A 13897-nucleotide genomic window follows, 5' to 3' on the forward strand; every position below is an offset into this window, starting at 1 on the left:
CGAGTTCACATAATCAGTGGTCACAACACTGGGAAGACCCACCGACCGGCCACCAGCACGCGCCAGCAAACGCCCCAAAACATCACGGGCACGATCAGAACCACGCTGATCAATCAACTGATCAAAGGACTCAATCCACTCAGCCGTCTCCTCAGGATCCGAATCCCCACCAACACCCGAACCCACAATCCCCTGATCAGCAACCATGCCAAACCCTCCCAATCCGCAGATTATGTCTGCGACGTCTACGACTTCGTGCTTCGGGCCGTTGCTCGTCGAAGCGGTCAGAATCCGGTCGGCGTTCGCCGCACCTATGGATTCACTGTGACACTCTAGCCCCGCGGGCTGTTTGATGCGTAGCTGAACGGATACCGGTGGGGCCAAGTTACGCCCTCACCGAACACCCCTCTTTCCTCTGCCCACCGGCTGTTTTCGGCTGGCGTCGGTCCGGGCGCGGGCGGACGCGCCGTCGTCGTTGTGCTGGCGGCGCGGAAAGCGCGGGTTGAAGCGTGGCGCTTAAGGGTGTTGGCTGGTAATAATGCATATCAACGTACTGTGGATCCGGGGCCAGAGGCACCACCGAGACAATCGCAGTGACAATCGCAGCCTTTCGGAAGGAAAAAAGTGAGCGAGGCCGAAGCCGCCACAGCAGGAAGCGTGGCGGGCAAACTGGGTTTCAAGGACGGCGACCTTGTTCAGGAACTTGGGTACGACGAGGATGTTGATTTCGACTTCCGTGCGGATCTGGAAGATGAGATCGGATCTGAACTGCTGACGGAGGACGATCAGGATGTTGTCGACGGCGTAGTCCTATGGTGGCGTACTGATGACGGCGATCTGGTGGATGCGCTGGTGGATTCACTGACTTCGCTCGATGATGGCGGCGTGGTCTGGCTGCTGACACCGAAGTCGGGCCGGGACGGGTATGTCCCGCCGTCTGAAATCCAGGAGGCAGCGCCTACTGCCGGACTTCATGCCACGTCTTCAGCCGGAGTCTCCCGGGACTGGGCGGCAACCCGGCTAGTGGCCCGTCGCAAACAGTAGGTGACAATTCAGCCGGCGCCCGGCCACCTTGCTCCGGGGTTTGAACTCCCCAACCAACACGGGGAGCCGGTCAGTCTGAGCGCGCTGCGCGGTACCGCCGTCGTGCTGGTGTTCTACCCGTTCGCGTTCTCCCGGGTCTGCACCGATGAACTGGATGAACTACAGGCGAATCTGGGGGAGTTCCGGAGCCGCAGCGCGAGAGTGCTGGCCGTCTCGATCGATCACCGGTATGTCCTGCGCACTTACGCAGAGCAGAGGGGATACGGGTTCGACCTCCTCTCCGACTTCTGGCCGCACGGTGAGGTGGCTGAACAGTATCGCGTGCTGAATTTGTCAGAGGGATATGCGCGTCGAAGTACTTTCTTCATCGATCCTGCCGGACTCATCAATTCGCGCGTGGACGCTCCGCTGGGAGAGGGCCGGGCCTTCGAGAACTACCGTTCCGCTCTCCTCAGTCTCTCCCAGCACACCGCAGAATCTCCGCGATGACATCTTCGCCGCTGCCGCACGCATCGTCGCTCCCAGGATTCGGAACAACAGGATTCGTCCGGGGTGAACCTGCCGCGGCAAGCTCCCTGACGGCTTCGCAGCTGACGAGCCTGCGTGGGGTGGCTGATCTTCTTGCGCATCTGCGCCTCACTGTTCTGACTGGCGCAGGCTTGAGCACGGATTCCGGTATCCCGGATTACCGCGGACCGAATTCCGTCCCCCGGAATCCCATGACGTACCAACAGTTCGTGGGCGACGACGCACTAAGGCGGCGCTATTGGGCACGTAACCATATCGGCTGGCACCACCTGCGTCGGGCGCACCCGAACGACGGCCACCGTGCCCTGGTGCGCATGGAGCAACGAGGGCTGCTGACCGGCTTGATCACACAGAATGTGGACCGGCTGCATTCATCGGCCGGCAGCACTAAGGTTGTGGATCTGCACGGAACGTATGATCGCGTGGTGTGCCTGAGCTGTCGTACCTTGTTCAGTCGCCAGGACATCGCGGGCCTGCTTGAGCGGCTCAATCCCGGGTACCTCGAGCGCACCGGCAACGCCGGTGACGTTGCACCTGATGCAGATGCCGATGTTGACGACACCTCCGACTTCATGGTTGCGCCTTGCCCGGTGTGCGGCGGCATGCTCAAGCCGGACTTCGTCTACTTCGGTGAAAACGTACCCAGGGATCGCGTGGATCGGGCGTATGCGATGGTGGATGACGCTGGCGCCCTCCTGGTTGCGGGCTCGTCACTGACAGTCATGAGCGGCCTGCGATTTGTGCGCCATGCGGCCAAGCAGGCCAAACCGGTTGTCATCATCAACCGGGGTGCAACCCGAGGAGACGACTTCGCGTCGTTGAAGCTTGAACTCGGCGTCTCGGAATCGTTGGCGTACCTCGCGGACGCCTTACCCGGGGCTACGACCGACGAGGGAGGACCAGCGAGACGCTGATTGGCATTGCAGAGCGTCGATCCGGTACAGTAATTCCTCGTGGTGGAGAGCAGGTCAGTCCAGCCCCGCCGCGTCAAGGGTCTTTAGCTCAGCTGGTAGAGCGCCACGTTTACACCGTGGATGTCATCGGTTCGATCCCGGTAGGACCCACCAAGACAAACCCCGTTGTTCCCGGCCGTGCGGTCTGAGCAACGGGGTTTTCGCGTGTGTGCGCGTGTTCGTTCTTGCCCGTATCCGGTGCCTTCTGCTCGACGCTTCCATGCACGAATGTTTCGACGGATTACCTCAGCGCGGAAGCGCCGTCTGGCTTCGAACATGACGCCGGTAATAGGGTGGTAGAGCCAAGGCGCACAGGGGCGTCGCTAAGTGATGTGTCCCTGACCACGGGGGCAACCTGCAGATGGAGACTTGATGAGTGCACAAATCGGCGTGACCGGCCTTGCCGTCATGGGAGCAAACCTGGCGCGGAACCTCGCACGCAACGGGTACACCGTAGCCCTTCACAACCGCTCGGTTGAGAAGACCGACGCTCTGCTCGCGAAGCATGGGGACGAGGGTGAGTTCATCCGGACGGAGTCGCTCCAGGAACTGGTTGACTCGCTGGAGAAGCCGCGCCGGGTGCTCATCATGGTAAAGGCGGGCGCTCCGGTGGACTCCGTCATCGAGCAGCTCGAACCGCTGCTGGAATTTGGGGACATCATCATTGATGCCGGCAACTCACACTACGAAGACACGCGCCGGCGGGAAGCGGCGCTTGCGGAGAAGAATCTTCACTTCGTTGGGGTCGGTGTTTCCGGTGGCGAGGAGGGAGCGCTGCTCGGACCCTCCATCATGCCCGGTGGCTCACGTGAGTCCTATGACTCGCTTGGTCCCATGCTGGAAAAGATTTCTGCGAAGTACAACGGCGAGGCGTGCTGCCGGTGGATCGGCACCGACGGCGCCGGGCACTTCGTCAAGATGGTGCACAACGGCATTGAGTATGCCGACATGCAGGTTATTGGCGAGGCCTATGATGTCCTTCGCACTGCTGCTGGGATTGAGCCGGCAGAACAGGCAAAGATCTTCAACGAATGGAACACCGGAACACTCTCGTCCTTCCTGATCGAGATCACGGCTGAAGTCCTCGCCCACACCGACGAGCGCACCGGCAAGCCGTTCGTCGACGTCGTCGTCGATTCAGCGGGCCAGAAGGGTACCGGCCGCTGGACTGTCGTTTCGGCACTTGAACTCGGTAGCCCCACCTCAGGCATCGCGGAATCCGTGTTCGCACGCGGCCTCTCCTCACAGCGGGGTCAGCGTGAGCTTGCACAGGGCATTCTTGAGGGTCACGAGGGCACAGTTGAATTGCCCGAGGGTTTCGTTGAAGACGTTCGTCTCGCGCTGTACGCGTCGAAGCTGGTCAGCTACGCCCAGGGCATTGACATGCTGACAGCGGCTGCAACGGAGTACGGCTGGGACCTGAAGCTCGACGAGATCGCTTCACTCTGGAGGGCCGGTTGCATCATTCGCGCCGAGCTGCTCGACGACATCATGAAGGCTTACGCGGGAGATGAGAGGCCGGCTAACCTGCTCCTGGCTCCGGCGTTCGCTGAATCCATTGCACGTGCGGTTCCCGCATGGCGCCGCGTCGTTGCAACAGCGGTCCAGCTGGGCATCCCGGTTCCGGTGTTCTCCTCGTCCCTGGCCTACTACGATGGCCTCCGCCGCAAACGACTGCCTGCCGCACTCACCCAAGGCCTCCGCGATCTCTTCGGAGCCCACACCTATAACCGAGTGGACGCTGAGGGTACATTCCACACGCTCTGGGGCGAAGACCGTTCGGAAGTCGAAGCCGTCGACACACACTAGGAACCCGAAGCACGAGAAAGCGCCCCAGCGGAACAATCCGATCGGCCGGGGCGCTTTTTGATTTTCTCGCCAGCGTTGGCTAGATATACAGGGCCGGGTCAATGTACTCGGCTGGATCCACCGCAGGCAGCGTTTCGCGTGCAGAGTCCCGGTGACGGAAAGTCGCGGGAATGCCGGTGATGATGGAGTCGGGCGGCGTATCCTTCACGACGACGGCGTTGGCACCCACCGCGCTGCCCGCACCGATGGTGATCGGACCAAGAACCTTGGCGCCGGCCCCGATCGTGACGCGGTCGCCGATGGTTGGGTGCCGCTTGACCTTCTCCAGGGACCGCCCGCCGAGGGTGACTCCCTGATACATCATGACGTCGTCGCCGATTTCAGCGGTGCCGCCGATCACCACACCCATACCGTGGTCTATGAAGAACCGCCGGCCGATAGTAGCCTGCGGGTGTATCTCGATACCCGTCAGGAACCGGGCCGTCTGGGCGAGGATCCGGGCCGGAAACCGTAGCGGTGGAACCCGCCACATACGATGCGTCAGGCGGTGTACCCAGATGGCGTGCAGCCCTGAGTACACGATTCCATTCTCGACGTCCCCTCGGGCTGCCGGATCATGGGCGCGGGCGGCCTCGAGGTCTTCTCGCATTCTCGCTAGGAAGCTCACAAACCACCCTCTGTTGAAGAAATGACTAACCCCGGATGTCGTCGAACAGTACGGTGGAAATGTAGCGCTCTCCGAAATCGCAGACGACGGCGACAATGAGCTTACCTGCGTTTTCAGGACGTTTGGCCAACTCCAGTGCTGCCCAAACGATGGCTCCGGAGGAGATACCGCCGAGGATGCCTTCCTGGGTACCCAGTGCACGTGCTACACGGACGGAATCTTCGACGCTGGCATCCATGACCTCGTCGTAGATGGAGGTATCGAGAATCTCGGGAACGAAATTTGCCCCGAGCCCCTGGATCTTGTGGGGACCTGGCGCGCCGCCATTGAGGATTGCGGAATCCGCCGGCTCCACGGCCACAATCTGTACGCCTGGCTTCCGGTCCTTGAGTACCTGCCCGACGCCGGTGACAGTCCCGCCGGTCCCGACTCCGGCGACGAAGATGTCCACCTTGCCGTCGGTGTCATTCCACACTTCCTCCGCAGTGGTTTCGCGATGAACCGCCGGGTTTGCTTCATTAGCGAACTGACGGGCCCAGATGGCATTGTCGCTGGCGGCTACGATTTCCTTCGCGCGGTCTACAGCTCCACGCATGCCCTCGGAGCCGGGGGTGAGAACGATCTCCGCACCATAGGCCCGCAGCATCACCCGGCGCTCGGTGGACATGGTCTCCGGCATGGTCAGGACAACCTTGTAGCCGCGGGCAGCGCCAACCATGGCCAGTGCGATACCTGTATTACCCGAAGTCCCCTCGACGATCGTGCCGCCCGGCTTCAACGCCCCCGCTTTCTCGGCGGCATCGATGATTGCGACGCCGATGCGGTCCTTGACGCTGTTGGCTGGGTTGTAGAACTCAAGCTTGACCGCTACTTCCGCATCCAGCCCTTCGGTCAGGCGGTTCAGGCGCACCAGCGGAGTGCGTCCTACCAACTGGGTGACGTCGTCGTAAATCGGTGCCATGAGATTCCTGTCTGGGTTAGGTGAAGGAGTTGAAGCAAAACTGTGCTCAGCCTAGTCAGCGGCCGGAAGCAGAACTATGCCATGAGCCATTCAGCGTAATATTTCCGGGCTTTGGCAAGCTTCGGATTGATAATCACCTGGCAGTAGCCCTGCTCCGGGTGCTTGGCGTAGAAGTTCTGGTGATATTCCTCGGCTACGTAGAACCGCGGAAGGCGGACCACCTCGGTCACGATCGGGTTTGTCCAGTCCTCCTGATGCCGCTCGATGGCGCGCTCGAACAGCTCCTTTTGCTCAGCGTCCTGGTAGAACATCGATGAGCGGTACTGCGTGCCGACGTCGTAACCCTGGCGGTTGAGCGTTGTCGGATCATGTGAAGCGAAGAAGATGCCGAGGATCACTTCGACGGGCACCACCGTCTCATCGAAAGTGACGGCAACGACCTCCGCGTGGCCGGTGATGCCGGAGCACACTGAATCGTAGTTGGGTTCGGGGTCGTGGCCACCGGTATAGCCGGACACGACCTCTGTTACACCCTGGGTTTTTTGGTAGACGGCATCGAGGCACCAAAAGCAGCCCCCGCCCAGCACGAAAGTCATCATGGTGTTAACAATGCTTCGATCAGCGCGATGATTCCCGTCGCGCCGCACCAGGGCACAGCGAGTTGGCGCCTGAGCCTGACCGGGCTTTTGGAAGCTGGTAGAACTAGGGCTATGGAAGCTGACGAAGAACACGCCCCAGCAGTGGACGAGGCGAGTGACTCGAGACCAACTGTGGGCGACGTCCTGCTCGCAATCGAGGAATTGTGGCCCGAGTCGCTGGCGGAGGGATGGGACGCCGTCGGCCTTGTTGTCGGTCGTCCGGATCGGGAGGTGTCGACGATCGTCTTCGCTGTGGATCCCTCGGAGGCTGTCATCGGCGATGCCAGGAAACTTGGAGCGGATCTCATCGTTGCGCATCATCCGCTCATGTTGAAGCCGGTGAATTCGGTGGCGGCCACCCATGCCAAGGGCGCGGCCGTCCACGGGCTCATCGAGGCCGGCTGCGCGCTGGTTACTGTGCACACAAATGGGGACAGCGCGGTTGGCGGCGTTTCGGACGTCCTCGCGGACGCATTCGGGCTGACCAATGTGGAACCGCTCGCAGGTTCAGCCGATGGGCTGCCTGAAGAAGGTATCGGCCGCGTCGGCGACCTGGCAGAGGTGACTTCGCTTGGAGAATTTGCGGAGCTGGTCTTCGGCCTGCTGCCCGCTGTTGCCGGCGGAATGCGGGTGGCCGGTGATCGTCACGGTCTTGTCCGGCGGGTAGCTGTCTGCGGCGGCGCGGGGGACAACCTGTTCGATCAGGTGCGTGCAAGCCAGGCTGATGTCTACGTGACCGCGGACCTCCGGCACCACCCGGCACTGGAAGCGCGGGAAGCCACAGTGAATGGGCGCCCGTACCTTATTGATGTGTCCCACTTCGGCAGTGAGTGGCTCTGGCTGACGCCCGCGGCGAACGCGCTGTCCAACGTCCTGTCCGATCAGGGATTCACCGTTGACGTCCGGGTCAGTACCGTCAATTCGGACCCCTGGGATTTTGTGCTCACGCCCGGTGAAGGCTAGCAGGTCGCACAAATTGGCGACGCGCGGTGCGCTCAAGCGCGTGCCATAAGGTAGACGGACAACGAAATTCGGCGACGGCGGAGGACTATCGGTGGCAAAAGCACCTCAGGCGGAACAACTACGGCTTCTTGACCTGCAGGCCAGTGATTCCAAACTCAATCAGTTGCAGCGGCAAGCGGCCACCGTCAGCGCTAATCCTGAGTTGGTCGCGCTGGCAGCGCAGGTAGCGGACGCCGAGTCCGCACTGGTGTCCGCAGCCACAAACCTCGGGGATGCCGAACGGGATCTCACGCGCGCGGAGGATGACGTGCAGGCAGTCGTCACAAGGCTGGAACGTGATGAGCAGCGCTTGAACAGCGGCTCCGGCACGTCAAAGGACCTCACGGCGCTTCAGAGTGAGGTCACCTCGCTCATCCGACGCCGCTCGGACCTTGAGGATATCGAGCTCGAGGTGATGGAGCGGGTCGAAGCCGCGAGGGCAGCACGGGATGATGCCCGCAAAAGGTCGGAGACAGTCCGGAGTCAGCTCGGGGAACTTGAGCGGGCTCGGGACGAGGAACTGGGCCGGATCGATGCCGAGCGCGCCGAGGTCCAGGCCACACGCGATGAACTGGCAGCTTCTTTTGAGCCGGCCCTTCTCGCAATCTACGAGAGGACACTGGCCAAGCGCGGAGTCGGCGCGGCTCGTCTCTTCCACGGCCGGTCCGAGGGATCAGGCATGGAGCTCAGCCCCGGTGATCTCGCCGACATCTCACGCGCCGCGGCAGACGACGTCGTCTTCTGCCCCGACTCCGGCTGTATCCTTGTGCGTTCGTCCGAGTGGGGAAGCTGAGAAAGTGCAGGACTCCGCCGGAACACTGTTCGAGGACGAATTTCCCTCCGCCACCGACGAGAGCCCTGACGGCCCTGCGCGTGACCTCCTGATCGTTGAAGCCGACGGCGGCTCCCGGGGAAATCCGGGCCATGCGGGCTACGGTGCGCTGGTACGTGATCCAAAGACGGGCGCGATCCTCGTGGAGAAAGCCGGCTACATCGGTATTGCATCCAATAACGTGGCGGAATACTCGGGGCTCCTCGCGGGCCTCACATTGGCGGACGAAATCGACTCCGGCTGTCGAATCCTTGTCAAGATGGATTCGAAGCTTGTCGTCGAGCAGATGAGCGGACGCTGGAAGATCAAGCATGCGGACATGCAGAAGCTGGCCGGGCAGGCCCGCAGCACCGTGGATCCCCGCCGAGTCCGGTACGAGTGGATCCCCCGCGAGAAGAACAAGGACGCAGACAGGCTCTCGAACGAGGCTATGGATGCAGGAATGGCAGGGGTTGAGTGGAAGCCCAAGAGCTCCCCGAGCCCGCAGGAAGATTCAAGGCCGGGCGAGAATGCCGACGTCGGTAGTCCACGGATAGCGTCAGGGACCCTGCATCATGTCGAGATCTGGATTCAGGATCTTAACGCCGCGCGCAGCAGTATGGGGTGGCTATTCGAACGGTTGGGGTTCCTTCCCAAGGACAGCTGGGAGAACGGCGCAAGCTGGGCAGGCAACGGTACCTACCTCGTGCTCGAGGCCGGCCCTGGTGTCCTGTCGGGGCCACACGAGCGGCGCCGGCAAGGCGTCAATCACCTCGCCTTCAACGCCGGTACGCGAGCGCAGGTGGACCTGCTCGCGCGCCGGGCTGCAAGCCATGGATGGACCCTCCTGTTCCGTGATCGGCACCCCTACGCGGGTGGGCGGGAGCATTACGCGGCCTACCTGGAGAACGCAGAGGGGTTTGAGGTTGAACTCGTTGCGGACCAGAACGCGCAATAGCCCCGGACCAGGACGAGTCAGGCGGAGTGTGCGAGGACAACGTTCAGTTGAGCCGCTTTCCTACTGGTTGCAGGCACGAGGTTGCACGTCCATCGCTCCGCTGCGGCCCGGAGTAATTGCTCTGGTGTCGCCGGCGGTTTTCCCCTGCGGGTGAGCAGGTGACGAGCCAGTTCGCCGCGGGTCTGTTTGGCGAAGTGGGAGACGACCGTCCTCACTCCCTTGCGTTCTTGGAACACGTTCACTGCGACCGTTCGCTCCGGCACTCCGGACCAAACGGTGGCGTAGGTGCTTGAGCGGCAATCGACGATGAGTGAATCGCCGGCCCGCTCATCGAGGACGGACCGGAGCCGTTGCCGCCAGAAGGATGCCAGCCTGCCCGTGCCAGGCAGGTCAACTGACATCGAGAGCCGGTAGGCCGGCACTGCATCGGTGAATCCGACGGCACCCCACAGTGCAGAAACGACGACGACGGCGGAATCCGCCTTTCGCTTCTGCGCGGGGGTCATGCTGCGGTATCCCAGGGCATCATAGAGCACTCCGGAGTAGATGGAGTGGGCCGGCGCGGCGGGAACCTCGCGCAATTCGGTATTGCGGCGTACTTCCGCCGCGAGGGAATTCCCGACTCCGAGAACAGCATGTGCGTCATGGTGGGCGCTGGTCTTCGCAAGTGCCGCCAGCACTTCCGACCGGGCATCAGTCAACCCCGGAAATGCAAGCGAAGCCAGATCGAGGGGGCGCCCTTTTACTGCAGCCGTTTTTCCTTCAGAGGGCGGGAGCAGAATAAGCACCTCAACACTCTACCGTCGAGGGATCAGCGAAATGCTGCACACCGGGTCCGCGGCACATACGGCGTCTCCCGGCGCGTAGAATCGGAATGGATGGGTTGGCCAGGCGGCCGCGTGTGAAGCGCTTTTCGTGCTTCTCCCGAGGAACGTCCGGGCTCCGCAGGGCAGGGTGGTGGGTAACGCCCACTCGGGGTAACCCGCAGGCAAGTGCCACAGAGAATAGACCGCCCCGCTGGTTCGCCCAGAGGGGGTAAGGGTGAAACGGTGGTGTAAGAGACCACCAGCGCACCGGGTGACCGGAGCGGCTAGGTAAACCCCACCCGGAGCAAGGCCAGACAGGACACGGTTGAGGGCTGCCCGCCCGAGTGTCCGGGTAGGCCGCTGGAGGGCGTCGGCAACGGCGCTCGTAGATGGATGGCCGCCACTGCAGCTCTTCACGGACCTGCAGGACAGAACCCGGCGTATCGGTCAACCCATCCACTTCCCGCGGGTCCTGCTCCGTAAGCGCGGCATAATCCGTGGGAAGCGGTGTTTCGTCAAGAGTGCGGGCCCGTTCCCGACCAGTCATCCACAACCGGGCTTATCACCAGAGACGTTCCATTACGCTAAGGGAATGGCCGAGACGACTGCACCCAGAGCTTCCCTGGTGAGTCGCAACCCTAACTTCAGGGCTCTGTGGTTATCGGCTACGGCAGGCGTTTTCGGCACTGCCGTTGCAGCTGTCGCCCTGCCGATCATTGCGGCGGTTGAGCTCGCGGCCAGCGACTTTGCGGTGGCGGCCCTTGCCGGTATGGCGTTCCTGCCCTGGCTGCTTTTTGGCCTGCCTATCGGAGTATGGGTTGACCGCTGGAAGCGCAAGCCTGTCATTGTCTGGTCCCTCGTGGCACGGATAGCGTCGCTCGCGACACTTCCGGTTGCGTACTGGTTTGGAATGCTTACGGTCACCCACCTGTTCGTTGTCGCATTCATAGCCGGTTTGTCATCGGTTTTCTTCAGCCTCGCCGATCAGGCGTTGGTGCAGCAGGCGCTCTCGGGGGATGAGCTGGTCGAGGGGAACGGCATCATCACCGCGTCCGGCGCCTCCGCAGACGCGGCGGGCAGGGGTATCGCGGGGTGGCTCACCGTGGTGATGGGAGCCTCCAACACACTTCTTGTGCAGGTGGGGGCGTCGCTCGCCTCTCTCGCTGCAATCTCGTCGTTGCGCATCGAAGAAAAGCCGGTCGCTGTTCGGGAGCGGCGCATCTTCGTGGAAATGATGGACGGGCTGCGGTACACCTTCAGCACGGCGCCGCTCCGGGCAATCCTCTTCAACGCTGCACTGTGGAACCTGGGCGGCAGCATGGTCGCCTCGCTGATGGTGCTGTTGGTTGTCCGGGTGCTGCAGGAGTCGGAAATCTGGCTCGGTCTGTTGATGGCTGCAACGTCGGTGGGAGGGGCTGTAGGCGGGCTAAGCGCCAAACGGCTTACCGAGCGACTGGGTTCCGGACCGGTGTGGCGGTGGTCCATGGTTCCGGGCGTGCTTGGGTACGCGTCGCTCCTCATCATGACTCCGGGGCCGGGAATGGTGATCGGACTGGTCGGGATGTTCGTTATGGGTGTATCGATCGCGCTGAATATCGTCGTCGGCACAAGCTTCCGCCAACGTGTCTGTCCGCCGGCAATGATGGGAAGGCTGGGAGCTGCAACGAGGATGGTCAGTTGGGGGATGCTCGGTATCGCCAGCATCCTCGGCGGAGTCCTCGCCGAAGTGTTCGGCATTACCTCAGCCGTGCTGGTGGGTGTCCTGCTGGCTGCTACAGCTCCAATGGTGGCGCTGTTCGGATCGCTTCGTTCGGTGGATCGTCTCGAAGACCTCGCCCGCGAGCCGCTGCCGGCTGACTAGTGGCCGAATGGGTCCGGATCGACACCCGGCATCCAGGTCAATCCCGGCTGACCCCACCCGTTGACCTTGGCGGCTTTCCTTGCTTTCCGCGAGTACTGCGCATTCAGCCGGTCAACATACAGCGTGCCGTTCAGATGATCGAACTCGTGCTGCATGCAGCGCGCAAACCATCCGGTTGCCTCGAACTCGACCGCGTTGCCCTCGCCGTCATACCCGTTGACCTTCGCCCACTCTGCGCGCTTGAGCGGGAAGGACTCTCCCGGGAATGAGAGGCACCCCTCCGACTCTTCCTCGTCCGGTTCGGCGCCGGAAACCTTCGTGGTGACCAGTGTGGGATTGACCAGGACTCCACGAGGGGGAACGTCGTCGTCATTCGCCATCCCGTAAACAAAAATGCGCAGACCCACCCCGATCTGCGGTGCCGCGAGGCCAACACCGTTCGCCTCGTCCATCGTCTCGTACATGTCTGCAATGAGGGAGCGCAGCTCATCGTCAAATTGTTCGACGTCGACAGCGCGCCGGTGCAGCACGGGTTCGCCGGCGATGGTGATGGGACGGACAGGCATAGGGGACTCTTCCTTGCTCCGGTGGCTAGCGGGCGATATGGCGGCCGACGGTTTCGCGCATGATCTCACTCGTGCCGCCGAAAATGCTCAGGAGACGGACAGCGAGGAAGGCCTGCGCGATCGGGTATTCGAGGATATAGCCGTAGCCACCGTGGAGTTGCAGGCAACGATCCGTAACCGACTTCACCCGTTCGCTGGCCCATAGTTTGACCCGGGCGGCGCTGACGGCATCCAGCGCTCCTTCATTGAACGCCACGACGGCCCGATCAACATAGGTTTCCAGAACCTCGACCTCGGTCTGGATGTCCGCAAGTTCAAACCGGGTGTTCTGGAAGTCGATGATCCGCTCGCCGAAGGCATTGCGTTCCTTCGCGTAGTGCACGGTTGTCTCATACATGGTCCGCGCCACGGCCGAGGATGCAACGGCAATCGCCAGACGCCCCTGCGGCAACTGTTCGGCCACGTACCGCAGCCCGTGCCCGGCCTCGCCGACGAGGTTCGCCTCCGGTACGCGCACGCTGTCGAAGAAGAGCTCGGACGTATCGGAGGCCTTCAGCCCCATCTTGTCCAACTGCTTCCCGGTCTCATATCCGGGACCCTTCTCGACCATGAACAGGGAGAAGGACTCGCTGCCGCCGCGTCCGGTGGAGCCATCCGTGCGGGCGAGGACCAGCGAGGCATCACCGCTGATCCCGTTTCCAATGAAAGTCTTCTGTCCGTTGATCAGCCAGCCGTCGCCGTCGCGCACGGCCTTGGTCCGGACGCCCCGCAAGTCACTGCCGGCGCCAGGCTCAGTCCACGCCACGGACGTGATCTTTTCGCCGGTGACCATGCCGGGCAGCCACTGCTGCTTGAGCTCGTCCGAGCCGTAGGCGAGCAGGTGGGGAAGGACCATGTCGTCGTGCAGGTGAAGAGCCAGCGCTGCGCCAAGGTGGTTGGCCCGGGCAAACTCTTCGTCGAGGACTACCCGGAAGCGGTAATCGGGCATGCCGACGCCACCAAATTCCTCGGGCACGGCCAGGCCAAGCAGCCCCTGTTGACCCGCGGCGCTCCACATGCTGCGCGGCATAATGCGTTCCCGGTCCCACTGCGCGTAGTGCGGGGCAATCTCCCGCGCGTTGAACTCCTGCGCCACGTCCCGGAACAGTTCGTGGTCCTCCTCGAACAACGCCCGTTTCATACAGTTTTCCCTTCTGCTGATCCTCGTTTCGCGCAGCTCTAAACGAAGCGAGGAAATGCCAATGGCCGCCCCGAAATTACAGGACGGCCACGGAAGCCTGCGGCTACTGCCGG

At 62.4% G+C, this 13897-nt stretch carries 15 protein-coding genes, 1 tRNA gene and 1 other RNA gene; 10 read left to right on the plus strand and 7 right to left on the minus strand.

What is annotated here, in order from left to right:
- The coding region (locus ASH00_RS16975) for a hypothetical protein (RefSeq protein ID WP_056546825.1) at nt 1–207 on the minus strand (207 nt) is incomplete at its 3' end.
- 417 nt (nt 208–624) lie between these two features.
- On the opposite strand from ASH00_RS16975, the gene ASH00_RS07290 reads away from it, so the two are divergent.
- From ASH00_RS07290 to gndA, 5 genes are all read left to right on the plus strand, one after another.
- Nucleotides 625–1044: a DUF3052 domain-containing protein gene (locus ASH00_RS07290; protein WP_056546830.1), complete on the plus strand. Its 420-nt coding sequence runs from the start codon at nt 625–627 to the stop codon at nt 1042–1044.
- Nucleotides 1045–1533: a redoxin domain-containing protein gene (locus ASH00_RS07295; RefSeq protein ID WP_056546833.1), complete on the plus strand. Its 489-nt coding sequence runs from the start codon at nt 1045–1047 to the stop codon at nt 1531–1533.
- Nucleotides 1530–2486, plus strand: a complete 957-nt coding sequence (locus tag ASH00_RS07300; protein ID WP_056546836.1) for an NAD-dependent protein deacetylase — start codon at nt 1530–1532, stop codon at nt 2484–2486. The genes ASH00_RS07295 and ASH00_RS07300 overlap by 4 nt, the downstream gene beginning before the upstream one ends.
- Before the next feature lie 77 nt (nt 2487–2563).
- Nucleotides 2564–2639 (plus strand) — tRNA-Val (locus tag ASH00_RS07305).
- A 258-nt stretch (nt 2640–2897) separates the two neighbouring features.
- Complete coding sequence (gndA, locus tag ASH00_RS07310) at nt 2898–4334, plus strand: NADP-dependent phosphogluconate dehydrogenase (RefSeq protein ID WP_056546839.1); 1437 nt, start codon at nt 2898–2900, stop codon at nt 4332–4334.
- 79 nt (nt 4335–4413) lie between these two features.
- Here gndA and epsC read toward each other — a convergent pair whose 3' ends face one another.
- From epsC to msrA, 3 genes are all read right to left on the minus strand, one after another.
- A complete protein-coding gene (gene epsC / locus ASH00_RS07315) occupies nt 4414–5001 on the minus strand; it encodes a serine O-acetyltransferase EpsC (protein ID WP_056546842.1) in 588 nt (195 codons plus the stop codon).
- A 25-nt stretch (nt 5002–5026) separates the two neighbouring features.
- Nucleotides 5027–5962 carry a cysteine synthase A gene (gene cysK / locus ASH00_RS07320; RefSeq protein ID WP_056546844.1) on the minus strand — a complete coding sequence of 312 codons (936 nt, stop codon included), beginning with the start codon at nt 5960–5962 and terminating at the stop codon, nt 5027–5029.
- Nucleotides 5963–6036: 74 nt separating this feature from the next.
- On the minus strand, nt 6037–6561 hold the full coding sequence (gene msrA / locus ASH00_RS07325) for a peptide-methionine (S)-S-oxide reductase MsrA (RefSeq protein WP_056546847.1): 525 nt from the start codon (nt 6559–6561) through the stop codon (nt 6037–6039).
- Between the two features lie 111 nt (nt 6562–6672).
- On the opposite strand from msrA, the gene ASH00_RS07330 reads away from it, so the two are divergent.
- From ASH00_RS07330 to ASH00_RS07340, 3 genes are all read left to right on the plus strand, one after another.
- Complete coding sequence (locus ASH00_RS07330) at nt 6673–7563, plus strand: Nif3-like dinuclear metal center hexameric protein (RefSeq protein WP_082565971.1); 891 nt, start codon at nt 6673–6675, stop codon at nt 7561–7563.
- Between the two features lie 91 nt (nt 7564–7654).
- Nucleotides 7655–8395, plus strand: a complete 741-nt coding sequence (locus ASH00_RS07335) for a zinc ribbon domain-containing protein (protein ID WP_056546850.1) — start codon at nt 7655–7657, stop codon at nt 8393–8395.
- 4 nt (nt 8396–8399) lie between these two features.
- On the plus strand, nt 8400–9371 hold the full coding sequence (locus ASH00_RS07340; protein WP_442854345.1) for a reverse transcriptase-like protein: 972 nt from the start codon (nt 8400–8402) through the stop codon (nt 9369–9371).
- 17 nt (nt 9372–9388) lie between these two features.
- Here ASH00_RS07340 and ASH00_RS07345 read toward each other — a convergent pair whose 3' ends face one another.
- Nucleotides 9389–10159 (minus strand): YaaA family protein, encoded by a 771-nt coding sequence (locus ASH00_RS07345; protein ID WP_056546853.1) that lies wholly within the window; start codon nt 10157–10159, stop codon nt 9389–9391.
- A gap of 91 nt (nt 10160–10250) precedes the next feature.
- On the opposite strand from ASH00_RS07345, the gene rnpB reads away from it, so the two are divergent.
- Nucleotides 10251–10636: RNase P RNA component class A (gene rnpB / locus ASH00_RS07440), an RNA gene on the plus strand.
- Between the two features lie 133 nt (nt 10637–10769).
- Complete coding sequence (locus ASH00_RS07350; protein WP_082565972.1) at nt 10770–12038, plus strand: MFS transporter; 1269 nt, start codon at nt 10770–10772, stop codon at nt 12036–12038.
- Here ASH00_RS07350 and def read toward each other — a convergent pair.
- Together def and ASH00_RS07360 are read right to left on the minus strand one after the other, a co-directional pair.
- Entirely contained in the window at nt 12035–12604 is a 570-nt protein-coding gene (gene def, locus ASH00_RS07355; protein ID WP_056546858.1) for a peptide deformylase, read from the minus strand. The two genes, ASH00_RS07350 and def, sit on opposite strands and share 4 nt — an antisense overlap.
- A gap of 25 nt (nt 12605–12629) precedes the next feature.
- Nucleotides 12630–13784 carry an acyl-CoA dehydrogenase family protein gene (locus ASH00_RS07360; RefSeq protein WP_056546861.1) on the minus strand — a complete coding sequence of 385 codons (1155 nt, stop codon included), beginning with the start codon at nt 13782–13784 and terminating at the stop codon, nt 12630–12632.
- Nucleotides 13785–13897 lie beyond the last annotated feature (113 nt).

Origin of the sequence: Arthrobacter sp. Soil782 (assembly GCF_001428435.1) — a bacterium.
Taxonomy (GTDB): domain Bacteria; phylum Actinomycetota; class Actinomycetes; order Actinomycetales; family Micrococcaceae; genus Arthrobacter_D; species Arthrobacter_D parietis.

Coding starts and splice junctions, on each gene's coding strand:
- ASH00_RS07300 (WP_056546836.1), top strand. CDS start 1,530: ATGACATCTTCGCCGCTGCCGCACGCATCGTCGCTCCCAGGATTCGGA.
- gndA (WP_056546839.1), top strand. CDS start 2,898: ATGAGTGCACAAATCGGCGTGACCGGCCTTGCCGTCATGGGAGCAAAC.
- cysK (WP_056546844.1), bottom strand. CDS start 5,962: ATGGCACCGATTTACGACGACGTCACCCAGTTGGTAGGACGCACTCCG.
- msrA (WP_056546847.1), bottom strand. CDS start 6,561: ATGATGACTTTCGTGCTGGGCGGGGGCTGCTTTTGGTGCCTCGATGCC.
- ASH00_RS07330 (WP_082565971.1), top strand. CDS start 6,673: ATGGAAGCTGACGAAGAACACGCCCCAGCAGTGGACGAGGCGAGTGAC.
- ASH00_RS07350 (WP_082565972.1), top strand. CDS start 10,770: ATGGCCGAGACGACTGCACCCAGAGCTTCCCTGGTGAGTCGCAACCCT.
- def (WP_056546858.1), bottom strand. CDS start 12,604: ATGCCTGTCCGTCCCATCACCATCGCCGGCGAACCCGTGCTGCACCGG.
- ASH00_RS07360 (WP_056546861.1), bottom strand. CDS start 13,784: ATGAAACGGGCGTTGTTCGAGGAGGACCACGAACTGTTCCGGGACGTG.